The 20,531-nt window shown below is 65.2% G+C and carries 17 protein-coding genes; 7 read left to right on the forward strand and 10 right to left on the reverse strand.

Going from position 1 to position 20,531, the window contains the following annotated elements; translation table 11 throughout:
* Positions 1 to 194: 194 nt before the first annotated feature.
* Positions 195 to 3,134 carry an aconitate hydratase AcnA gene (gene acnA, locus ACYVJ8_RS04730; protein ID WP_460709800.1) on the reverse strand — a complete coding sequence of 980 codons (2,940 nt, stop codon included), beginning with the start codon at positions 3,132 to 3,134 and terminating at the stop codon, positions 195 to 197.
* A gap of 23 nt (positions 3,135 to 3,157) precedes the next feature.
* Between acnA and ACYVJ8_RS04735 the strand changes: the two genes are divergently transcribed.
* The 3 genes from ACYVJ8_RS04735 to acnB are packed head-to-tail and all read left to right on the forward strand — an operon-like array spanning position 3,158 to position 6,484.
* Positions 3,158 to 3,448, forward strand: a complete 291-nt coding sequence (locus ACYVJ8_RS04735) for an AbrB/MazE/SpoVT family DNA-binding domain-containing protein (RefSeq protein WP_460709802.1) — start codon at positions 3,158 to 3,160, stop codon at positions 3,446 to 3,448.
* Positions 3,445 to 3,858 (forward strand): type II toxin-antitoxin system VapC family toxin, encoded by a 414-nt coding sequence (locus ACYVJ8_RS04740; RefSeq protein WP_460709804.1) that lies wholly within the window; start codon positions 3,445 to 3,447, stop codon positions 3,856 to 3,858. Before ACYVJ8_RS04735 ends, ACYVJ8_RS04740 begins: the two co-directional genes overlap by 4 nt.
* A 37-nt stretch (positions 3,859 to 3,895) precedes the next feature.
* Positions 3,896 to 6,484 (forward strand): bifunctional aconitate hydratase 2/2-methylisocitrate dehydratase, encoded by a 2,589-nt coding sequence (gene acnB, locus ACYVJ8_RS04745; protein ID WP_460709806.1) that lies wholly within the window; start codon positions 3,896 to 3,898, stop codon positions 6,482 to 6,484.
* Between the two features lie 630 nt (positions 6,485 to 7,114).
* On the opposite strand, the gene hflD is transcribed toward acnB, so the two are convergent.
* From hflD to ACYVJ8_RS04765, 4 genes are read right to left on the reverse strand one after another with little or no spacing between them, the layout of a single operon-like run.
* Positions 7,115 to 7,726 carry a high frequency lysogenization protein HflD gene (hflD, locus tag ACYVJ8_RS04750; protein ID WP_460711039.1) on the reverse strand — a complete coding sequence of 204 codons (612 nt, stop codon included), beginning with the start codon at positions 7,724 to 7,726 and terminating at the stop codon, positions 7,115 to 7,117.
* A 55-nt stretch (positions 7,727 to 7,781) separates the two neighbouring features.
* Positions 7,782 to 8,900, reverse strand: a complete 1,119-nt coding sequence (mnmA, locus tag ACYVJ8_RS04755; protein ID WP_460709808.1) for a tRNA 2-thiouridine(34) synthase MnmA — start codon at positions 8,898 to 8,900, stop codon at positions 7,782 to 7,784.
* On the reverse strand, positions 8,897 to 9,376 hold the full coding sequence (locus tag ACYVJ8_RS04760; RefSeq protein ID WP_460709810.1) for an NUDIX hydrolase: 480 nt from the start codon (positions 9,374 to 9,376) through the stop codon (positions 8,897 to 8,899). Before ACYVJ8_RS04760 ends, mnmA begins: the two co-directional genes overlap by 4 nt.
* Before the next feature lie 50 nt (positions 9,377 to 9,426).
* On the reverse strand, positions 9,427 to 9,939 hold the full coding sequence (locus ACYVJ8_RS04765; RefSeq protein WP_460711041.1) for a hypothetical protein: 513 nt from the start codon (positions 9,937 to 9,939) through the stop codon (positions 9,427 to 9,429).
* Between the two features lie 92 nt (positions 9,940 to 10,031).
* Here ACYVJ8_RS04765 and clpS point away from each other — a divergent pair, with 92 nt between their 5' ends.
* Together clpS and clpA are read left to right on the forward strand one after the other, a co-directional pair.
* The gene (clpS, locus tag ACYVJ8_RS04770; protein ID WP_056131263.1) at positions 10,032 to 10,352 is read left to right on the forward strand and encodes an ATP-dependent Clp protease adapter ClpS; all 321 of its coding nucleotides are present in this window, start codon (positions 10,032 to 10,034) and stop codon (positions 10,350 to 10,352) included.
* A 136-nt stretch (positions 10,353 to 10,488) separates the two neighbouring features.
* The gene (clpA, locus tag ACYVJ8_RS04775) at positions 10,489 to 12,771 is read left to right on the forward strand and encodes an ATP-dependent Clp protease ATP-binding subunit ClpA (RefSeq protein ID WP_460709812.1); all 2,283 of its coding nucleotides are present in this window, start codon (positions 10,489 to 10,491) and stop codon (positions 12,769 to 12,771) included.
* A 90-nt stretch (positions 12,772 to 12,861) separates the two neighbouring features.
* On the opposite strand, the gene ACYVJ8_RS04780 is transcribed toward clpA, so the two are convergent.
* The 5 genes from ACYVJ8_RS04780 to trxB form a co-directional block, all read right to left on the reverse strand.
* The gene (locus tag ACYVJ8_RS04780; RefSeq protein ID WP_460709814.1) at positions 12,862 to 13,386 is read right to left on the reverse strand and encodes a hypothetical protein; all 525 of its coding nucleotides are present in this window, start codon (positions 13,384 to 13,386) and stop codon (positions 12,862 to 12,864) included.
* Between the two features lie 32 nt (positions 13,387 to 13,418).
* Entirely contained in the window at positions 13,419 to 13,637 is a 219-nt protein-coding gene (gene infA / locus ACYVJ8_RS04785; protein ID WP_031372296.1) for a translation initiation factor IF-1, read from the reverse strand.
* A gap of 106 nt (positions 13,638 to 13,743) precedes the next feature.
* Entirely contained in the window at positions 13,744 to 14,490 is a 747-nt protein-coding gene (aat, locus tag ACYVJ8_RS04790) for a leucyl/phenylalanyl-tRNA--protein transferase (RefSeq protein WP_460711043.1), read from the reverse strand.
* Positions 14,491 to 14,553: 63 nt separating this feature from the next.
* Positions 14,554 to 15,675, reverse strand: coding sequence for a GNAT family N-acetyltransferase (locus ACYVJ8_RS04795; protein WP_460709817.1), 1,122 nt, complete (start codon positions 15,673 to 15,675; stop codon positions 14,554 to 14,556).
* A 399-nt stretch (positions 15,676 to 16,074) separates the two neighbouring features.
* Positions 16,075 to 17,028 carry a thioredoxin-disulfide reductase gene (gene trxB / locus ACYVJ8_RS04800; RefSeq protein ID WP_460709819.1) on the reverse strand — a complete coding sequence of 318 codons (954 nt, stop codon included), beginning with the start codon at positions 17,026 to 17,028 and terminating at the stop codon, positions 16,075 to 16,077.
* A 332-nt stretch (positions 17,029 to 17,360) separates the two neighbouring features.
* Here trxB and ACYVJ8_RS04805 point away from each other — a divergent pair, with 332 nt between their 5' ends.
* Positions 17,361 to 19,730, forward strand: a complete 2,370-nt coding sequence (locus ACYVJ8_RS04805) for a DNA translocase FtsK (protein ID WP_460709821.1) — start codon at positions 17,361 to 17,363, stop codon at positions 19,728 to 19,730.
* Between the two features lie 155 nt (positions 19,731 to 19,885).
* The gene (gene lolA / locus ACYVJ8_RS04810; RefSeq protein ID WP_460711045.1) at positions 19,886 to 20,521 is read left to right on the forward strand and encodes an outer membrane lipoprotein chaperone LolA; all 636 of its coding nucleotides are present in this window, start codon (positions 19,886 to 19,888) and stop codon (positions 20,519 to 20,521) included.
* Positions 20,522 to 20,531 lie beyond the last annotated feature (10 nt).

Below are 20,531 nucleotides of genomic sequence, written 5' to 3' on the forward strand. Positions count from 1 at the left end.
TGGGAGGGCAGGCGGTGCCGGTGGGCAGGCGCGACTGTCAGCGGCATGGATGCCGCTGACCAAGCCTCCATGGACGGATTCACGGCGTGTCGCGACTGCCCACCGGCGCCGCCTGCCCGCCCGTACAGCCACGTGCTTTGCAATGCAAAAGCAACAGCTGGATCCCGGCTTTCGCCGGGATGACGAGCAAAAAACTACGCCGCTTTCTTGGCGGCAAGCTGGCGGAGCACGTAATGCAAAATCCCGCCATGCCGGAAGTACTCGACTTCCTTCGGTGTCAGCAGCAATACCTTCACTTCGAACTTGATCTCGCGCCCATCCGGCTTACGCGCGATCACCGTGGCCGTCTTCGAAGCGCCGTCGTTGAGGCCGCTGATTTCGACCACTTCAGACCCATCGAGGCCGAGCTTCTGCGCATTCTGTCCTTCGCCGAACGCCAGAGGCAGCACACCCATGCCCACGAGATTGGAACGGTGGATACGCTCGAAAGTCTCCGCGATCACCGCCTTCACCCCAAGCAGATTGGTGCCCTTCGCCGCCCAGTCGCGCGAAGAACCCGTGCCGTACTCCTTGCCCGCGAACACCACCAACGGCACACCGTCGCCCTTGTAACGCATGGCCGCATCGTAGATCGACATCTTCTCCGTCGCCCCGTGCGCACCGTGATAGATCGTGTTGCCGCCTTCCTCACCGCCCAGCATCAGATTCTTGATGCGGATATTGGCGAACGTGCCGCGCACCATCACATCGTCGTTGCCGCGGCGCGAACCGTAGCTGTTGAAGTCCACCGGCTGCACCCCGCGCTCGATCAGGAAGCGGCCCGCCGGCGAATCCTTCTTGATGTTGCCTGCCGGCGAGATGTGGTCGGTGGTGATCGAATCGCCAAAGATGCCCATCACCCGCGCACCGTGCACGTCGTCGATCGTGCCGACCTGCATGGTCATGCCGTCGAAGTAGGGCGGGTTCTTGATGTAGGTGGACGACGCTTCCCAGCGGAAACTCTCACCCTCGGGCGAAGCGATCTGGTTCCAGCGCGAATCGCCCTTGAACACGTCGGCATAGTTCTGCGCGAACAGCTCCGGACCGACCGTCGCCGCAATCATGTCGCCGATTTCCTTGTTCGACGGCCAGATATCGCGCAGATGCACCTCGCGGCCGTCCGGCGTGTGGCCGAGCGGATCGCGGGTCAGATCGATGTCGACCGTGCCCGCGAGCGCATACGCCACCACCAGCGGCGGCGAAGCCAGATAGTTCATCTTCACTTCGGGATGCACGCGGCCTTCGAAGTTGCGGTTGCCCGAAAGCACCGACGCCACCGCCAACTCGTTCTCGGCGATGCCCTTCGACACCTCGTCCGGCAGCGGGCCGGAATTGCCGATGCAGGTCGTGCAGCCGTAGCCGACGACGTAGAAGCCCAGCTTCTCCAGATCGGCGAGCACACCCGCCTTCTTCAGATAGTCGGTGACGACCAGCGAACCTGGGCCGAGCGACGTCTTCACCCACGGCTTCGACTTCAGCCCGAGCTTCACCGCGTTGCGCGCGAGCAGGCCCGCGCCGAGCATCACTGCGGGATTCGACGTGTTGGTGCACGAAGTGATCGCGGCGATCACCACCGAGCCGTCGTGCAGTTCCGCGTCTTGGTCCTGGATGCGGATCTTCGATTTTGGCTTGGCGGCTAGATGATCGGCCTGCTGCTGCGCACCGCCTTCGCCGGCCAGACGCTCCAGATCTTCCTTGGGCTTGGGCTTGCGGTTGGCGGTCAAGCCTTCGAGGTTCTTGAGGAAGTTGTCCTTCACTGCTTCCAGCAGCACGCGATCCTGCGGGCGCTTCGGGCCGGCGAGCGAGGGCCTCACATCGCCCAGGTCGAGTTGGAGCGTGGCGGAGTAGCTGGCGTGTGGCGAGCTTGGTTCGTGCCATAGGCCCTGCGCCTTGGCGTAGGCCTCGACCAGCGCGATCTGTTCCTCGCTGCGACCGGACAGGCGCAGGTAGTTCAACGCCTCCGCATCGATCGGAAAGATGCCGCAGGTCGCGCCGTATTCGGGCGCCATGTTGGCGATCGTGGCGCGATCCGCGAGCGGCAGGTGCTGCAGGCCATCGCCGTAGAATTCGACGAACTTGCCGACCACACCGAGCGCGCGAAGCATCTGCGTCACCGTCAGCACCAGGTCGGTCGCGGTGGTGCCTTCGGGCAGCTTGCCCGTCAGCTTGAAGCCGACCACCTGCGGAATCAGCATCGACGAGGGCTGGCCCAACATCGCCGCCTCCGCCTCGATACCGCCGACGCCCCAGCCGAGCACGCCGATGCCGTTGATCATCGTGGTGTGCGAGTCGGTGCCGAACACCGTGTCGGGGAACGCCTGCAACACGCCGTCCACTTCGCGCTCCATCACCACGCGCGCGAGGTTCTCCAGGTTCACCTGGTGGACGATGCCGGTGTTGGGCGGCACCACCTTGAAGTTGCCGAACGCCTTCTGACCCCAGCGCAGGAAGCTGTAGCGCTCTTTGTTGCGTTCGAATTCGATCTTGCCGTTGAGATCCAGCGCATCGGAGCGGCCGAACACGTCGACCTGCACCGAGTGATCGATCACCAGCTCGGAGGGAATCAGCGGATTGATCTGCTTCGGACTGCCGCCGAGCTTGCTCACCGCATCGCGCATCGCCGCCAGATCGACGACGCAGGGCACGCCGGTGAAGTCCTGCAGGACCACGCGTGCGGGCATGAAGGCGATTTCGGTGTCGGGCTCCTGCTTCGCGTCCCATTGCGCGACGGCTTCGATGTGATCCTTGCCGACGGTCATGCCGCCGTCTTCGTGGCGCAACAGATTCTCGAGCAGGATCTTCATCGAGTAGGGCAGCTTCGACAGGTCGAAGCGCTTACCAAGCTCGGGCAGGCTGAAGTAGGTGTAGGACTTGCCATTGACCGCGAGCTGGGCGCGGGTGGCGAAGGAGTCGAACGACATGTGGGGCTCCTTGATGATGCGGCTGGCGAGGTGGGGCGCCTCAGGGGGCTGGCACGCCTGCCGGCGGCTCGGCGCCACGCGGCTGACCCGCCGATTATGAACACTGGGACGCAGTACCGATGGAAAAGGCCTCCCGGCGCTTTGAGTATGGCGCCCCAGGTATGTAAAATTCATACATACCGACTGGGAGCCACCCCATGGAAGCCACCGTCGCCGAGCGAGGCCAGATCACACTGCCCAAGGCCGTGCGCGACGCCCTGGGGCTGACCAAGGGCACCCTGCTCAAGGTCGAACTGGAAGGCAATCGCATCGTCCTGCGCAAGAGCGTGGACGATGCCGTGTCCCGCGCCCGCGGCCGCTTCAAGCTGGACGGGTTCGAATCCACCGACCAGGCGATGCGCGCGATCCGTGCCGCCAGCGAGGCAGCGGCCGGCGAGGCGGGCGAAGCCGCCCCCGAAGCGCCCGGCGAACCGCAGGGTGAGGCGTGAGCGCCGCAACCATCGCGATCGATGCTTCGGTCCTAATCGACCTGCTGGCCGACGGCCCGCAGGCCGACGCCGCCGAAGCCTGCCTGCGCCAGTGCCTGAGTAACGGCCCCGTGGTCATCAGCGACGTCGCCCTGGCCGAAGTCTGCAGCGCACTGCACGACGGCGCCGAAGCGCTGGCGGTGCTCGAGGAAATGAGCATCCGTTTCAGCCCGATCGAATCCAAGTCGGCCCTGCGCGCCGGCGAGATGCAGCGCCGCCACCGCCAGCGGGGCGGGGCACAGACGCGGGCGCTGCCCGATTTCCTGGTCGGCGCGCACGCACTGCTGCAGTGCGATGGCCTGATCACCCGCGACGACACTTTCTATCGCCAGTATTTCAAAGGTCTCAAGCTGATCGTTCCTTCTGCTTGATGCCGCTTCTTTCAACACGCCACACATGGAGTTCTTGATGCTCGCTGCTTACCGCCAACATGTCGCCGAACGCGCTGCGCTGGGCATTCCGCCCCTGCCGCTGACCGCGCAGCAGACCGCCGACGTCATCGAACTCCTGAAGAATCCCCCGGCAGGTGAAGAAACCTTCCTGCTCGACCTGATCACCCACCGCGTGCCGGCCGGCGTCGACGATGCCGCCAAGGTCAAGGCGTCCTACCTCGCCGCCGTCGCCTTCGGCACCGAGAAGAGCGCACTGATCTCGCGCGAACGCGCCACGCAACTGCTGGGCACCATGCTCGGCGGCTACAACATCCATCCGCTGGTGGAACTGCTCGACGACACCCAGGTCGGCACCGTCGCCGCCGATGCGCTCAAGCACACGCTGCTGATGTTCGATGCCTTCCACGACGTGCAGGAGAAGGCGCAAAAGGGCAACGCCAACGCCAAGTCCGTGTTGCAGAGCTGGGCCGACGCCGAATGGTTCACCAGCCGTCCGGAAGTGCCGCAGAGCATGACCATCACCGTCTTCAAGGTGACCGGCGAAACCAATACCGATGACCTGTCGCCGGCCCCCGACGCCACCACCCGTCCGGACATCCCGCTGCACGCACTGGCGATGCTCAAGAACGCGCGCGACGGCATCACGCCCGAGGAAGACGGCAAGCGCGGTCCGGTCGCCTTCATCGAATCGCTGAAGGACAAGGGCCATCTGGTCGCTTACGTCGGCGATGTCGTCGGTACCGGTTCGAGCCGCAAATCCGCCACCAACTCGGTGCTGTGGTTCACCGGCGAAGACATTCCCTTCATTCCGAACAAGCGCTTCGGCGGCGTGTGCCTGGGTTCGAAGATCGCGCCGATCTTCTACAACACCATGGAAGACGCCGGCGCGCTGCCGATCGAACTCGACGTGTCGCAGATGGACATGGGCGACGTGGTCGAGCTGCGTCCGTACGAAGGCAAGGCGTTGAAGAACGGCCAGGTGATCGCCGAGTTCGCGCTGAAGTCCGACGTGCTGCTGGACGAAGTGCGCGCCGGTGGCCGCATCCCGCTGATCGTCGGCCGCGGCCTCACCGCCAAGGCGCGCGAAGCGCTGGGCCTGGCGCCGTCGACGCTGTTCCGCCTGCCGCAGAACCCGGCCGATACCGGCAAGGGTTACTCGCTTGCGCAGAAGATGGTCGGCCGCGCCTGCGGTCTGCCTGAAGGGCAGGGCATCCGTCCGGGCACGTACTGCGAACCGAAGATGACCTCGGTGGGCTCGCAGGACACCACCGGTCCGATGACCCGCGACGAGCTCAAGGACCTGGCCTGCCTGGGCTTCTCCGCCGATCTGGTCATGCAGTCGTTCTGCCACACCGCGGCGTATCCGAAGCCGGTCGACGTCAAGACGCACCACGAACTGCCGGCCTTTATCAGCAACCGCGGCGGCATCGCGCTGCGTCCGGGCGACGGCGTGATCCACAGCTGGCTCAATCGCATGCTGCTGCCCGACACCGTCGGCACCGGTGGCGACTCGCACACGCGTTTCCCGGTGGGCATCTCGTTCCCGGCCGGGTCGGGCCTGGTCGCGTTCGCCGCGGCCACCGGCGTGATGCCGCTGGACATGCCGGAGTCGGTGCTGGTCCGCTTCAAGGGCGAGATGCAGCCGGGCGTGACCCTGCGTGATCTCGTCAACGCGATCCCGCTGGCCGCGATCAAGCAGGGCCTGCTGACCGTCGCCAAGCAGGGCAAGAAGAACATCTTCTCGGGTCGCATCCTGGAGATCGAAGGCCTGCCGCAGCTGAAGGTGGAGCAGGCGTTCGAGTTGTCCGACGCTTCGGCCGAACGTTCGGCGGCCGGCTGCACGGTGCATTTGGACAAGGCGCCGATCATCGAGTACATCAACAGCAACATCACGCTGCTGAAGTGGATGATCGCCGAAGGTTATGCCGATCCGCGTTCGCTGGCGCGCCGCATCAAGGCGATGGAAGCCTGGCTGGCCAACCCGCAGTTGCTGGAAGGCGATGCGGATGCCGAGTACGCCGCGGTCATCGAGATCGACCTCAACGAAATCGTCGAGCCGATCGTGGCCTGCCCGAACGACCCGGACGACGTGAAGACGCTGTCCGACGTTGCAGGCGCCAAGATCGACGAAGTGTTCATCGGTTCGTGCATGACCAACATCGGCCACTTCCGCGCCGCTGCGAAGTTGCTGGAAGGCAAGCGCGACATCCCGACTCGTCTGTGGGTCGCGCCGCCGACCAAGATGGATGCGTCGGAGCTCACGAAGGAAGGCCACTACGGCACCTTCGGCACCGCCGGTGCGCGCATGGAAATGCCGGGTTGCTCGCTGTGCATGGGCAACCAGGCGCAGGCGCGCGAAGGCGCGACGGTGTTCTCTACTTCCACGCGCAACTTCCCGAACCGTCTGGGCCGCAACACCAACGTGTACCTGGGTTCGGCGGAACTGGCCGCGATCTGCTCGCGCCTGGGCCGCATCCCGACGCGCGAGGAGTACATGGCGGACATCGGCGTGATCAACAGCAAGGGCGCCGAGATCTACCGCTACATGAACTTCGATCAGATCGAGGAGTACCGCGAAGTGGCGGATAAGGTCGCCGCGGCCTGATTCCAATTTTGCTGCACGCTGAAAAAAGCCCCGGCATGCCCGGGGCTTTTTCTTTGAGGCGGAAGTCCGAAAGCCTTTGCTTTTGCTCGTCATCCCCGCGAAGGCGGGGATCCAGGGACTTTGGCTTTATCTCCGGTGGTTTAGGAGCGGCCGGCTTCGGCAGGACGCGCTACCCGACGGGACGGGGGTGCTCCGCCCCTCCGGACGGCATCCCTGCCTTTAGTCGGGGCCGCGGACCATCCTGGTCCGCTCTCCGCACCCCCATCCCATCGGGCAGCGCTTATCGCGAGCGTGACGATCGCCACTTCGGCATCAATGCTCTTCTTCTCCCCGCGCGCGGGGAGAAGATGCCCGAAGGGCAGATGAGGGGAGCGAGCGCAGCGAGTTGCCTGTGCTTTTTGCTGCCGCGTCCCAGATGTGTGAGAGGGCAGGCGGTGCCGGTAGGCAGGCGCGACTGTCAGCGGCATGGATGCCGCTGACAAGCCTCCATGGACGGATTCACGGCGTGTCGCGACTGCCTACCGGCGCCGCCTGCCCGTGCCGGGATAGCTACCGCCGCCACGTCCCCTCACCCTGCATCGCTGCGCGATGCTGTCCCTCTCCCCGCAAGCGGGGCGAGGGAGGAGTGCTTTACGCCAACAATTCCTGGACAACTTCTCCCATAGCGCGCTTGCGCAACAGGAAGTCCCACAGACTGCCGCCCAACTGCCGCCACAGCACTGCGGAGCGCACGGCCGACAACAGCACCGCGCGAACTTCGGCGACCACCGCTGCCTGGCCGAGATAGTGCGGATTACCCTGCACCAGCACGCGCGGCCGCAAATGGCTCAGCGTATCCGCATACAGCGACCCCAGCGCATTGAGCACGTCGGGATGCGAGCTCCCCAATCGCTGCGACGCTTCCTCCAGCGCACGGATGCCGGTCAATACGCGCGACACCATGTCCTCGTCGCGCACGAAACGCCGCTCCAACTGGATCACCGCCAATGCCAACCGCGGCAGCTGATCGTCCGGCATCGCCCCGGTGAAATAGTCGCGCAGCAACATCAGGCCGGTGCGCAGCGAGCGTGCGCCGCCGTAGATCTCGGCGGTGCTGTTGGCATCGATCCGGAACACCGAGTCCAGTGCCGTCGCCAGCACGTCCGCATGCGCCTGTCCCGTATCGGCGATGCGCCGAACCTGCGCCAAGGCCTGCACCAGGCCGGCGAGCGCGAGCACGCGGTTGGACATCGGGTCGGACACGGTGTCGGTCATGCAGTCAGCTCTCTCATGCAACGTGCTTTCATACCGCGCGCTTTCATGCAGCGTGCTCTCTCAGGCGCAGCTCCAGCGCCGCATCGGTCGCGGCGATTACCGCGCCACCCAGGCAGACATCGCCGTCATAAAGCACCAGCGATTGGCCGGGCGTCACAGCGCGCTGCGGTTCGGCAAAAACGACTTCGAGCGTTCCGTCATTGCGAACGTTGACCTCGCAAGCCTGATCCGGCTGCCGGTAGCGCGTCTGCGCCTGGCAGTGGAAGCGGGTGGCGGGCGGCGCACCGGCAATCCAGTGCGCCGCTTCCGACCACAGCGTGCGCGAATACAGATACGGACTGTCCACGCCCTGGTCGACGTAGAGCACGTTGCTCGCCACATCCTTGCCCACGACGTACCACGGCGCCGGCTCGAACCCGCGCACACCGCCGATGTTCAGGCCTTCGCGCTGGCCCAACGTGAAATAGAAGACCCCGGCGTGCTCGCCCAGGCGGCGGCCATCGGGCGTGCGCATCTCGCCGGCGCGAGCGGGCAGATAGCGCGCAAGGAATTCGCGGAAATCGCGCTCGCCAATGAAGCAGATGCCGGTCGAATCCTTCTTAGCATGCGTCTGCAAGCCGGCGTCGCGGGCGATCTCGCGCACCTGCGACTTCAGCAGCTCGCCGAGAGGAAACTTGGTTGCCGACAACTGCTTCTGCCCGAGCTGATGCAGGAAATAGCTCTGGTCCTTGCTGCGATCCGCCGCCTTCAACAGCTGCCAACGGCCGCCGGCTTCGGCGACGCGGGCGTAATGGCCGGTCGCGATGAACTCCGCGCCGAGTTCGTGCGCGGCATCGAGAAAGTACTTGAACTTGATCTCGCGGTTGCACAGCACGTCCGGATTGGGCGTGCGGCCCGCGGCGTATTCGGCCAGGAAGTGCGCAAACACCCCGTCCCAATACTCGTTGGAGAAATCGCGAAAGTGGATCGGCAGCCCGAGCCGGCCGCAGACCGCCACGGCGTCTCGGCGATCGTCCTCGGCGCGGCAATCGCCGCTGCCATCATCCGCCCAGTTCTGCATGAAGAGACCGGCGATCGGTTCGCCGGCATCGCGCAGGCGTAGCGCGGCGACCGACGAATCGACCCCGCCCGACATGCCTACGATGGTGCGTGCCTTGCTCATTCCAGATGCTGCAACAGTTCCAGGGGCTGGCGGCGACCCGCGAGGAAGTCCGCGGCCGTGCGCCAGACCAGCGGGCTGCGATGGCGCAGCGCCTGCGCCTTCAACTCCGCCGGCGTCAGCCACAGCGCGCGGGCGATGCCGTCATCCAGCGGACGCTCCGGGAAGTGTCGGACCGGTTCGGCGGCGAAAGCGAACCGCAGGTAGTGGCGGCCATTGGCTTCGCCGGGGCGCGGCGGTGCCGTCCACTGGTAAGCGCCGACGAAGGCGGTGAGCCGCACTTCCCAGCCTGTCTCCTCCAGCGTTTCGCGCAGCGCGGCCGAGACCAGCGTCTCCTCCGGCTCGAGATGACCGGCCGGCTGATTCAACACCAGGCGGCCGGACACCGATTCCTCGACCATCAGCAGGCGGCCGTCGTCGACCACGACCGTCGCCACGGTCACGTCGGGTTGCCAGAACCGGCCCTCGCGGTAACTCATCGCTGTGGACTCATCGGATTGAACTCATCGGGTTGCTGCAACTGGTTACCTCAGAAATCGTCCTTGCCCGGCGTCAGCTCCTGCTCCATCGCGTCGGCCGAGCGCAGGGCCGCGTCGACTGCGTCGTCGAGCTCGGACGCCTTGGCGTCGGCCGAGAGCTTGACCACGAACACGGCGTACCGGCCCTGCTTGGCCCAGGCGCCCAGCTTGCTTTCCTGCGTGGCTTCCAGCAGGCGGTTGGCGACCTTGACCGGGAATTCGTCGCCGCTCGCCTGGTAGGCGGGGGACCAGATTTCGCGGATGCGGTGGGAACCGTATGTTTCCACCGGCGAGCGCACGAACACCAGCTGGCTGCGGCCCTCGTCCTTCTCGTCCAGGCCGAAGGTCAGGCGGAAGTCGCCTTCCTCGTCGACGTCGTACTTGTACTTCAATTCGTCCAGGAGCCGCTTCACGGCGGGATCACCCGCCTTGCCCGACTTGGCCGGAGTAGCCGGCTCGGCCGCGTTGACGACGGATGAAGCCGCAAGGCAAAGCACCATGGCTATAGCGAACGCACGCATCAGACCCCCTGGATGGATGAGTGCCGCCATTGTGCGGGCGGGCACCCGGGGCGTCCATCGAACCGCGGGCTGGCGCCATTTCCTATAATTCCTCCATGACTAAGAGGACTGACCAGGAACACAGCCATGGCGTAATGGTGGAAACGGGCAAACCGGAAGTCGCCCGGCCACCACTGTATTCCGTGCTGCTGCTGAACGACGACTACACCCCGATGGATTTCGTGGTGGAGGTTTTGATGCGTTTTTTCTCCTTCAATGCGGAAAAAGCCACCCAAATCATGCTGCACGTGCATACCCGCGGCCGCGGCGTATGCGGTGTCTTCACCCGCGAAGTTGCCGAATCCAAGGTGGCGCAAGTGAACGAATATTCAAGGCTCAACCAGCACCCCTTGCTCTGCACGATGGAAAAGGCCTAAAAGCGAAGCGAAGGACGTTGTATCGATTGTGCTGACGAGTGCCACGCAGCGTTCCGAACGCCTGAGGGGGCTGGCATGGAAAAGGCCGGATGCTATCCCCAGATAGGGTTGCAGTAATTCTGGAGGCTATCGCCCCATGTTCAGCAAGGATCTCGAATACAGCATCGGCCAGTGCTACAAGCGCGCTCGCGAGGCGCGCCATGAGTTCATGACGGTCGAGCATCTGCTGCTTGCGTTGCTCGATAATCCCTCGGCCGAGGCCGTCCTAAAAGCCTGCCACGCGGATTTCGCCCGCCTGCGCAACGATCTGGAACAGGCCATTTCCACGTCGGTGGCCAAGCTCGCCGACGACGATGGCCGCGACACCCAGCCGACGCTGGGCTTCCAGCGCGTCCTGCAACGTGCGGTCTATCACGTGCAGTCCTCGGGCAAAAAGGAAGTCACCGGCGCCAACGTGCTGGTGGCGATCTTTGGCGAGAAGGACTCGCACGCCGTCTATTTCCTGAACCAGCAGGACATTGCGCGCCTGGACGTCGTGAACTACCTGTCGCACGGCATCGCCAAGCACGGTGGCGAGGAATCGTCCCAGCACCAGGACGATAGCGACTCGCGCCAGGGCGAAGGCGGCGACGGCGACGTCAAGGGCGACGCGCTTGCCGAGTTCGCGGTCAACCTCAACCAGCTCGCGCGCGAAGGCCGGATCGACCCGCTGGTGGGACGAGTGAACGAAGTCGAGCGCACCATCCAGGTGCTGTGCCGCCGCCGCAAGAACAACCCGCTCTACGTGGGCGAGGCCGGCGTGGGCAAGACCGCGATCGCCGAAGGCCTGGCCAAGCGCATCGTCGACGGCGACGTCCCCGAAGTGCTGGCCGACGCCACCATCTATTCGCTCGACCTGGGCGCGCTGGTGGCCGGCACCAAGTACCGCGGCGACTTCGAGAAGCGCCTCAAGGCCGTGCTCGCGCAACTGAAGAAGCTGCCCGACACCATTCTCTTCATCGACGAGATCCACACGATCATCGGCGCCGGTTCCGCCTCGGGCGGCACCATGGACGCCAGCAACCTGATCAAGCCGGCGCTCGCGTCGGGCGAGCTGCGCTGCATCGGCTCGACCACGTTCCAGGAATACCGCGGCATCTTCGAGAAGGACCGTGCCCTGGCGCGCCGCTTCCAGAAGATCGACATCGTCGAGCCGACGGTGGGCGAGACCGTGGAGATCCTGCAGGGCCTCAAGCCCAGGTACGAGCAGCACCACGGCGTCACCTACGCCGACGAGGCGCTGCAGGCGGCGGTCGACCTGTCGGTCAAGCATCTGGGCGACCGCCTGCTGCCGGACAAGGCCATCGACGTCATCGACGAAGCCGGCGCACGCCAGCGCCTGCTGCCGGACGACCAGCGCAAGACCCTGATCGACACCGAAGAGATCGAGACGATCGTCGCCAAGATGGCGCGCATCCCGACCAAGCAGGTCTCGGCGTCCGACAAGGACGTGCTCCGCAACCTCGAGCGCAACCTGAAGATGGTCATCTTCGGCCAGGATCCGGCGATCGAGACGCTGACCGCCGCGATCAAGCTGGCGCGCTCGGGCCTGGGCAATCCGGACAAGCCGATCGGCAACTTCCTGTTCGCCGGCCCGACCGGCGTGGGCAAGACCGAGGTGACCAAGCAGCTCGCGCTGCAGTTGGGCATCGAGCTGGTCCGCTTCGACATGTCCGAGTACATGGAACCGCATTCGGTATCGCGCCTGATCGGCGCGCCTCCGGGCTATGTCGGTTTCGACCAGGGCGGCCTGCTGACCGAGAAGATCGTCAAGACGCCGCACTGCGTGCTGCTGCTCGACGAGGTCGAGAAGGCGCATCCGGACATCTTCAACATCCTGTTGCAGGTCATGGACCGCGGCATCCTCACCGACACCAACGGTCGCGAAGCCAACTTCAAGAACGTGGTGCTGGTGATGACGACCAATGCCGGCGCGGCGCAGGCTTCGCGGCGCTCGATCGGTTTCACCAGGCAGGATCATTCGACCGACGCGATGGAGATCATCCGCCGCGCCTTCAGTCCGGAATTCCGCAACCGCCTGGATGCGGTGGTGCAGTTCCAGGCGCTGGGCTTCGAACACATCCTGCGTGTGGTGGACAAGTTCCTGATCGAACTGGAAACCCAGCTGCACGAGAAGAACGTGACACTGTCGGCGACGCCGAGCGCACGCGACTGGCTGGCGCAGCACGGCTTCGATCCGTTGATGGGCGCTCGCCCGATGGCGCGCGTGATCCAGGACAAGATCAAGCGGCCGCTGGCGGACGAACTGCTGTTCGGCAAGCTCGTGGGCGGTGGGCGGGTCAGCATCGACGTCAAGGACGAGGAACTGGTGGTCGAGGCGCAGCCCGAGCCGGAGAAGCTGCTGCCGGTCACGGTGTAAGCCGGATCGTCAATCGGAAGAATCGTCAATCGGAAGAACAGAAGGCGGCCTGATGGCCGCCTTCTTTTTGCTGCAGTGCCAGGCCCGCGATCAGCGCCGGTGTTGATAGCGGCGGTACGTCGTCTCGTCGATGGTTTCGACCTTGGAGGCGATGCAGTTCCCGGTGTTGGTCTCGATCCGCGTATCGCTCGGACAGATCCGGTCGGGCTGCGAATCTGCACGCACCGTCACCCGTGTCGCCAGCGACAGCTTGTCGCAACGGTCCGCATGCAGCCGGTAGTACGTGTCGCCATCGTGGATCAGCACGAACTGGCTGCCGAAGCGCGTGGCTTGCTGGCTGCCGCTCAGGCTGACGCATTCTTTCAAGGGCGCGCTCGGGGCGGCCTGTGCGGTTCCTGCACACACGGTGGCAGCGGCGAGCGCCGCAAAAAGTATTCGCTTCATGGACGTCCCTGGTATCGGCCCGGATCGGGTCCGCAGCAAATTAGGACGAGTCGCGCGCGCCGGAATCTGGAAGAGGTCAGCCTGACGAGCGACACCATGAAGGTCGTCACCGTGCAGATCGTCACGCGGCGATTGCCGCCGGGCGATCGCAGAAACGCAGAAGGCGGCCATCGGCCGCCTTCTTCCAATCAAACCGATGCGTCTTACTTCATGCGGTAGGTGATGCGACCCTTGGTCAGGTCGTATGGGGTCATTTCGACCTTCACCTTGTCGCCGGTCAGGATGCGGATGTAGTTCTTGCGCATGCGGCCGGAGATATGGGCAATGATCTCGTGGCCGTTCTCGAGGCGCACGCGGAACATGGTGTTCGGAAGGGTTTCCGCCACCGTGCCCTCGAATTCGATCACATCGTCTTTTGCCATGAAGTTTCCGGTTGAACTCTAGTAGAACGGGCGCAGCGCGCCCGCGAAGCCGCGCATTCTGCCACAAAAGGCAGGCCAATGGCGGTCGCGGGTCCTGTGCGCCCCTTCAGGAACGGGCGGCCGGTGCCAGTTCAGTCGCCGCCAAGGTCCCGAATCGCTCGCTCCAGCCCATGGCCGCCTCCGGAGCCGCGGTCAGTTCGGCGACCGCGGCCAGGAAGCGGCTGCGCGGCCACAGTTCGGCGCCCATGGACAGCAGGTGGTCGTTTTCGACCTGCGCGTCCAGCAGCGGCCAGTCCCATTCCCGCATGCGCTGGGCCAGTGCCGCCAGGGCCACCTTGGAACCGCCGGATTCGGCGCTGTACATGCTTTCGCCGAAGAACATCCGTCCCACCGCCACGCCGTAGAGCCCGCCGACCAGCCGCTCGTGGGCATAGACCTCGATGGAGTGGGCGTGACCCAGTGCGTGCAATTGCCGGTAGGCCCGGATCATGTCGTCGGTGATCCAGGTGCCTAGCTGCCCGTGGCGGGGCGTCATCGCGCAGGCGGTGATGACCGCGTCGAAGGCGGTATCGGCGCGCACGGTCCAGTCGCTGCGGCGCAGCCAGCGTCGGAAGCGGGCCGAGAGCCGCACGCCGTCGCTGCGGAAGACCGCGCGTGGATCGGGGCACCACCACAGGATCGGCTGATCCTCGCCGTACCAGGGAAAGATGCCGTTGCGATACGCATTGAGCAGCCGCTGCGGGGACAGATCGCCACCCATGGCGAGGAGCCCGTCGGGATGACGCAAGGCCGATTCCCCCGGCGGAAACGGTGAGCCGGGATCGGCGGACAGCGCGGGCAATCGGAGCGACACCGGAAGATCATCGCCGAACTGCGTGCGGCCGTGGGAGCCGCGCCAGCCCCGTTCGATCAATGGCTAGGCGAGATGCTTGAACGGAGAGTGCGCGGAGAGCTGCGTCGCATAGCGCCGGACCGCGACCGTCTCTTCGGCGCACCAGTCGCGCAGCGCGGCGCGGAAGGCTTCGTCGGCGATCCAATGATGGCTGTGCACCCGCGACGGCAGGAAGCCGCGGGCGAGTTTGTGCTCGCCCTGCGCACCGGGTTCGAAGCGGGTGAGGCCTTCGCGCAGGCAGTATTCGATCCCTTGGTAATAACAGGTTTCGAAGTGCAGTCCCGGCCGTTGTCCGACGCCGCCCCAATAGCGGCCGTAGAGCGTGTCGCCTCCGCGCAGGCACAACGCGCCCGCCACCAGCTTGCCCTCGTACTCGGCCAGGATCAGCAGCAGGGAGCGGGGCAGGGTCCGAGCCAGATGCCGAAAGAAATCCAGCGTCAGCGCCGGATGGTTGCCGTATTCGGCGAAGGTCTGCCGGTAGAGACCGTGCATCGTCGCCAGGTCGGCCTCGCACGCTTCATCGCCGTGCACCCAGCGGAACCCGATGCCGGCGCGCGCGACTTTCGCGCGTTCCTGGCGGATGTTCTTACGGTGCTTGTGATCGAACGCGGAAAGGAATTCATCGAAATCGCGCCAGCCGGCGCGGTTGCTCCAGTGGTACTGCACGTCGGTGCGGGCGAGCCAGTCCGCGCCGAAAGCGGCTTCCTCTTCGGAATGGAAGTTGATGTGCGCGGACGAGTAGTCCTCGCTTTCGCACAGCGCCGCCATCGCGGCGAGCAATGCGCCGCGATGTTCGCTTGCGCCGAGCAGCCTTGGCCCGGTCACGGGCGAGTAGGGCACGGCGCACAGCCACTTGGGGAAGTAATCGTGCCCGTAGCGGGCGTAGGCATGCGCCCAGGCATGATCGAAGACGAACTCGCCGTGGGAGTTGGTCTTCAAATAACCGGGCGCGGCGGCCACCAGGCGATCGCCGTCCCACAACGTCAGATGACGCGGCGTCCAGCCCCATTCTTCGCGCAGGCAGTCATGCGTTTCCAGGCCTGAGAGGAAAGCGTGCGAAACGAAGGGATGCGTGCCGTCGTGCAAGGCGTCCCAGGCTGCGGCTGGGATCTTCTGCAGTGAATCGAAGATGCGTGCGGTCGGCATAAGGGCAGGGTAGCAATCGTCCGACGTGCGCGGCTTCTCTTTGCTCGTCATCCCCGTGTAGGCGGGGATCCAGGGACTTTTGCTTTTGTTTCTGCTGGTTTAAGAGCTTCCGGCTTCGGTGGGACGCGCTACCCGACGGGACGGGGGTGCTCCGCCCCTCCGGACGGCATCCCTGCCTTTAGTCGGGGCCGCGGACCATCCTGGTCCGCTCTCCGCACCCCCATCCCATCGGGCAGCGCTTATCGCGAGCGTGCAGCGCGCCGCTTCGGCGAAGGGCGTTGGCTTCGCTTTGTGCTAACGCGACTGAGATGTGTGGACCACGCATAGCCCACCGGCGCCGCCCTCCCACCGGTGTTGCGGAAGCAGCAAGGGCTTTCAACGCGAAAACTTGGGCCGCGATTACTCGCCTTTATCCAGGAACTTCTCAGCATCCAACGCCGCCATGCAGCCGAAACCGGCCGAGGTGATGGCCTGGCGATAGACCTGGTCGGCGACGTCGCCGGCGGCGAACACACCGGGAATGTTGGTCGCCGTCGCCTCACCCTGGAGCCCGGTGCGAATGGTGATGTAGCCGTTCTTCATCTCGAGCTGGCCTTCGAACAGCGTCGTGTTCGGCGTATGCCCGATGGCCACGAACAGGCCGTGGATCGACAATTCGCGCGAAGAGCCGTCCTGCACCGACGTGACGCGCAAGCCAGTCACTCCGGCATCGTTGCCCAGCACTTCATCGACGACGTGATGCCACACCGGCTCGATCTTGCCGGCCTGGATCTTGGCCTGCAGCTTGTCCTGCATGATCTTCTCCGCGCGCAGCGTGTCGCGGCGGTGCACCAGATAGACCTTGCGCGCGATGTTGGACAGGTACAACGCTTCCTCGACCGCCGTGTTGCCGCCGCCAATCACCGCGACGTCCTGCTCCTTGTAGAAGAAGCCATCGCAGGTCGCACAAGCGGAAACGCCGCGTCCCTTGAACAACTCCTCCGACGGCAGGCCCAGATACTTGGCCGTGGCGCCCGTGGCGATGATCAACGCATCGCAGGTGTATTCCCCGCTGTCCCCCTTGAGCCGGAACGGACGGCGCGACAGATCGGCGGTGTGGATGTGGTCGAAGACGACTTCGGTATCGAAGCGCTCAGCGTGCGCCTGCATGCGCGCCATCAGATCCGGGCCCATCAGACCATGGGCATCGCCCGGCCAGTTGTCGACCTCGGTGGTCGTCATCAGCTGGCCGCCCATCTGCAGGCCGGTGATCATCAGGGGCTTGAGGTTCGCGCGGGCGGCATAGACGGCGGCCGTCCAGCCGGCAGGACCGGAACCGAGGATGATCAGACGCGAGTGCTTGGAAGGGGTCATGGTGTCGAGATTCGGACGCGCATCGGCGCGGGATGGGAAGGTCAGGGGCGCAGGCGCCACTGTTCGGATCGCGCAATAGAGTGGCGATCGGGTCGGACCATTACAAGGCGAGCGCGCCGGACCGCAGCGTTGCGCGCACAGCAAGTGGCCAGTCTCCAGGGTCTGGCGTCAGCGGGAAGCGGACGAGGTACAGGACAACGGGATCGCCCACCTGGCGGCGGCCAGGCAGTCGGCTCGCAACCGGGTCGAAAAAGGCCGCCTGAACTTCCACGAAGCGGCTTTTTCCCGTATCTTCAACAACTAACAGAGTCTAGCTCAGGCAGATCCTCACAGTGGCGCAAGCCCCGGCAGCAACCCGCAAGAAGGCCAAGGCGGAACACTCTGGCAAAGAGCGCGCACCGCCATCGCCGCGCCGCCAGAGGCTGATGCGCGACATCGCCCTCATCCTGATCGCGCCGCTGTTGCTGTACCTGATGGCGAGCCTGTTTACCTACTCGTCCACCGATCCGGGTTTCACCCACTCCGGCAACATCACTGCACCGCTGCACAACGTCGGCGGCCGTGTCGGCGCCATGATCGCGGACGGCCTGCTGCTGCTGACCGGCTATGTCGCCTTCCTGTTGCCGATCATGCTCGGCTTCATCGCCTGGATCGCGTTGTTCGGCATGGATGCGGATGGCGACGGCGACGCCGACCTCGGACCGGCGCTGCGCCTGGTCGGCATCGTCGGCTTCCTCGTTTCGGCGACCGGTCTGCTTTATCTGCGCGCCGGCGCGCCTGACTATTTCCCGGCGGGCTCGGGCGGCATCCTTGGGCGGCTGGTCGGCAATTCGCTGCACAAAGGCTTCGGGCCGATGGGCGCGAACCTCTTTACTTTCGCGCTGCTGCTGATTTCGGTCACCTTGGCGACCGGACTGTCCTGGCTCACGGTGATGGACAAGCTGGGCGAATGGACGCTGGCCGTTCCGCCCTTGATGAGCAAATTGTTCCGCCGCGGCAGTCAGCAGGCCACCGAGTGGCAGCAGACCCGCGCCTATCGCGAAGAGCGCGAAGAAGCACGCAAGGTCGACACCGAACTGCGCGCCAAGCGCACCCCGGTGAAGATCGAACCGCCACCGGCGCCGGTCGTCGAAAAGAGCGACCGCGCCAAGCGCGAGACCCAGATCCCGCTGTTCCATACCGGCGACGGCACCGGCATCCCACCGCTGGCGTTGCTCGACGATCCCAAGCCGCAGCCCAAGGGCTACGACGAGCAGACGCTGGAAACGCTGTCGCGCCAGATCGAATTCAAGCTCAAGGACTTCCGCATCGACGCGCAGGTCGTCGGCGCCTACCCGGGCCCGGTGATTACGCGGTTCGAGCTCGAGCCCGCGCCCGGCGTGAAAGTCAGCCAGATCAGCTCGCTCGACAAGGACATCGCTCGCGGCCTGTCGGTGAAATCGGTGCGCGTGGTCGACGTGATCCCGGGCAAATCGGTGGTCGGCCTGGAAACGCCGAACACCACGCGCGAGATGATCTTCCTCTCCGAACTGCTGCGTTCGAAGGAATACGACAAGTCCACCAGTCCGCTCACCCTGGCGCTGGGCAAGGACATCGCCGGCCGGCCGACCGTCGCCGATCTGGCGCGCATGCCGCACTTGCTGGTCGCCGGTACCACCGGCTCGGGCAAGTCGGTCGCGGTCAACGCAATGGTGCTGTCGCTGCTGTACAAGGCCTCCGCCAAGGACGTGCGGATGCTGATGATCGACCCGAAGATGCTGGAGCTCTCGGTCTACCAGGGCATCCCGCACCTGCTGGCGCCGGTCGTCACCGACATGAAGGAAGCCGCCAACGGCCTGCGCTGGTGCGTGGCCGAGATGGAACGGCGCTACAAGCTCATGTCGGCGGTCGGCGTGCGCAACCTGGCCGGCTTCAACAAGAAGGTGAAGGACGCGATCGACGCGGGCCAGCCGATGATGGACCCGCTGTTCAAGCCGAACGCGGAACTGAGCGAAGCACCGCGGCCGTTGGAGCCACTGCCGTTCATCGTCATCTTCATCGACGAATTCGCCGACATGATGATGATCGTCGGCAAGAAGGTTGAAGAGCTGATCGCGCGATTGGCGCAGAAGTCGCGTGCTGCCGGCATCCATCTGATTCTCGCCACGCAACGGCCATCGGTGGACGTCATCACTGGCCTGATCAAGGCCAATATCCCGACCCGCATTGCGTTCCAGGTGTCGAGCAAGATCGATTCGCGCACGATCCTGGACCAGTCCGGCGCGGAAACGCTGTTGGGCCATGGCGACATGCTTTACCTGCCGCCGGGCACCGCGTTGCCAGAACGCGTGCATGGCGCGTTCGTGTCGGACGAAGAAGTGCATCGCGTCGTCGAGCACCTCAAGCAGATCGGTGGCGGCCCGGATTACGTCGAAGGCGTCCTCGACGAAGTGCAGACGCTCGGCGACGGCGTCGTCGTGGGCGCTACGGGCCTGCCCGAAAGCGGTGGCGGAGCAGGGGACGAGTCCGACCCGCTCTACGACGAAGCGGTCCGCATCGTGACCGAGACGCGCCGCGCGTCCATCTCCGGCGTGCAGCGCCGCTTGAAGATCGGCTACAACCGCGCCGCGCGCCTGATCGAAGCCATGGAAGCGGCAGGCGTGGTGACGCCGCCGGAGCACAACGGCGATCGCAGCGTGCTGGCGCCGCCACCACCGAAGTAGCCGCAAGTGAACGCGAACGGCCGCGGCGACGGCCGGTGGCTGAACCGAACACGTCTTCGCGCGGCCGATGCCCCGGCTTGTCCCATCCTGTTCAGCGTTCCGCCGCCAGACTCTTCCCCAAAGTTTTCCCGGAGTTCTCCATGAGCGAGCCGTCCATGCATCGATTCTTCAAGTTCGCCCTCGCCACGGCCGTGGCCGCTGTGCTGCTGCCGAGTGTCGCCTTCGCCGGCGCGCGCGATCAGCTCGCCGCCTTCACCAAGGGCCTGAAGGGATTGGACGGCCAGTTCGCGCAGCAGGTGTTCGACGGCAAGGGTAAGTTGAAGGAAAGCTCCAGCGGCAAGGTCGCGTTGTCCGCGCCGCGGCTGTTCCGCTGGGAATACGTGAAGCCGTATCCGCAGCTGATCGTCGCCGATGGCAAGACCGTGTGGATCTACGACCCCGACCTGCAGCAGGTGAGCAAGCGCCCGCAGGGCGCGGAAGAACAGAACAGTCCGCTCTCCGCGCTGATCGATCCGGGCAAGCTGGACGCGCAGTTCGCGGTGAAGGAAGACGGCGCGTCCGCGGGACTCGAATGGCTGGTGCTCACGCCCAAGGGCAATGCGGCCGATGCCAACTTCCGTTCCGCGCGGCTGGGCTTCGGCAAGTCCGGCCTGGTGAAGATGCAGGTGGTGGACACGCTGGGCCAGCGCACCGAGATCGACTTCAGCGGCTGGAAGCGCAATCCGGCGTTCCCCGCGGGCACGTTCCGCTACACGCCGCCGAAAGGCGTCGATGTCATTGGCGGAGAGTGAGTGAGTCCTT

This window comes from Lysobacter terrae (assembly GCF_054782215.1).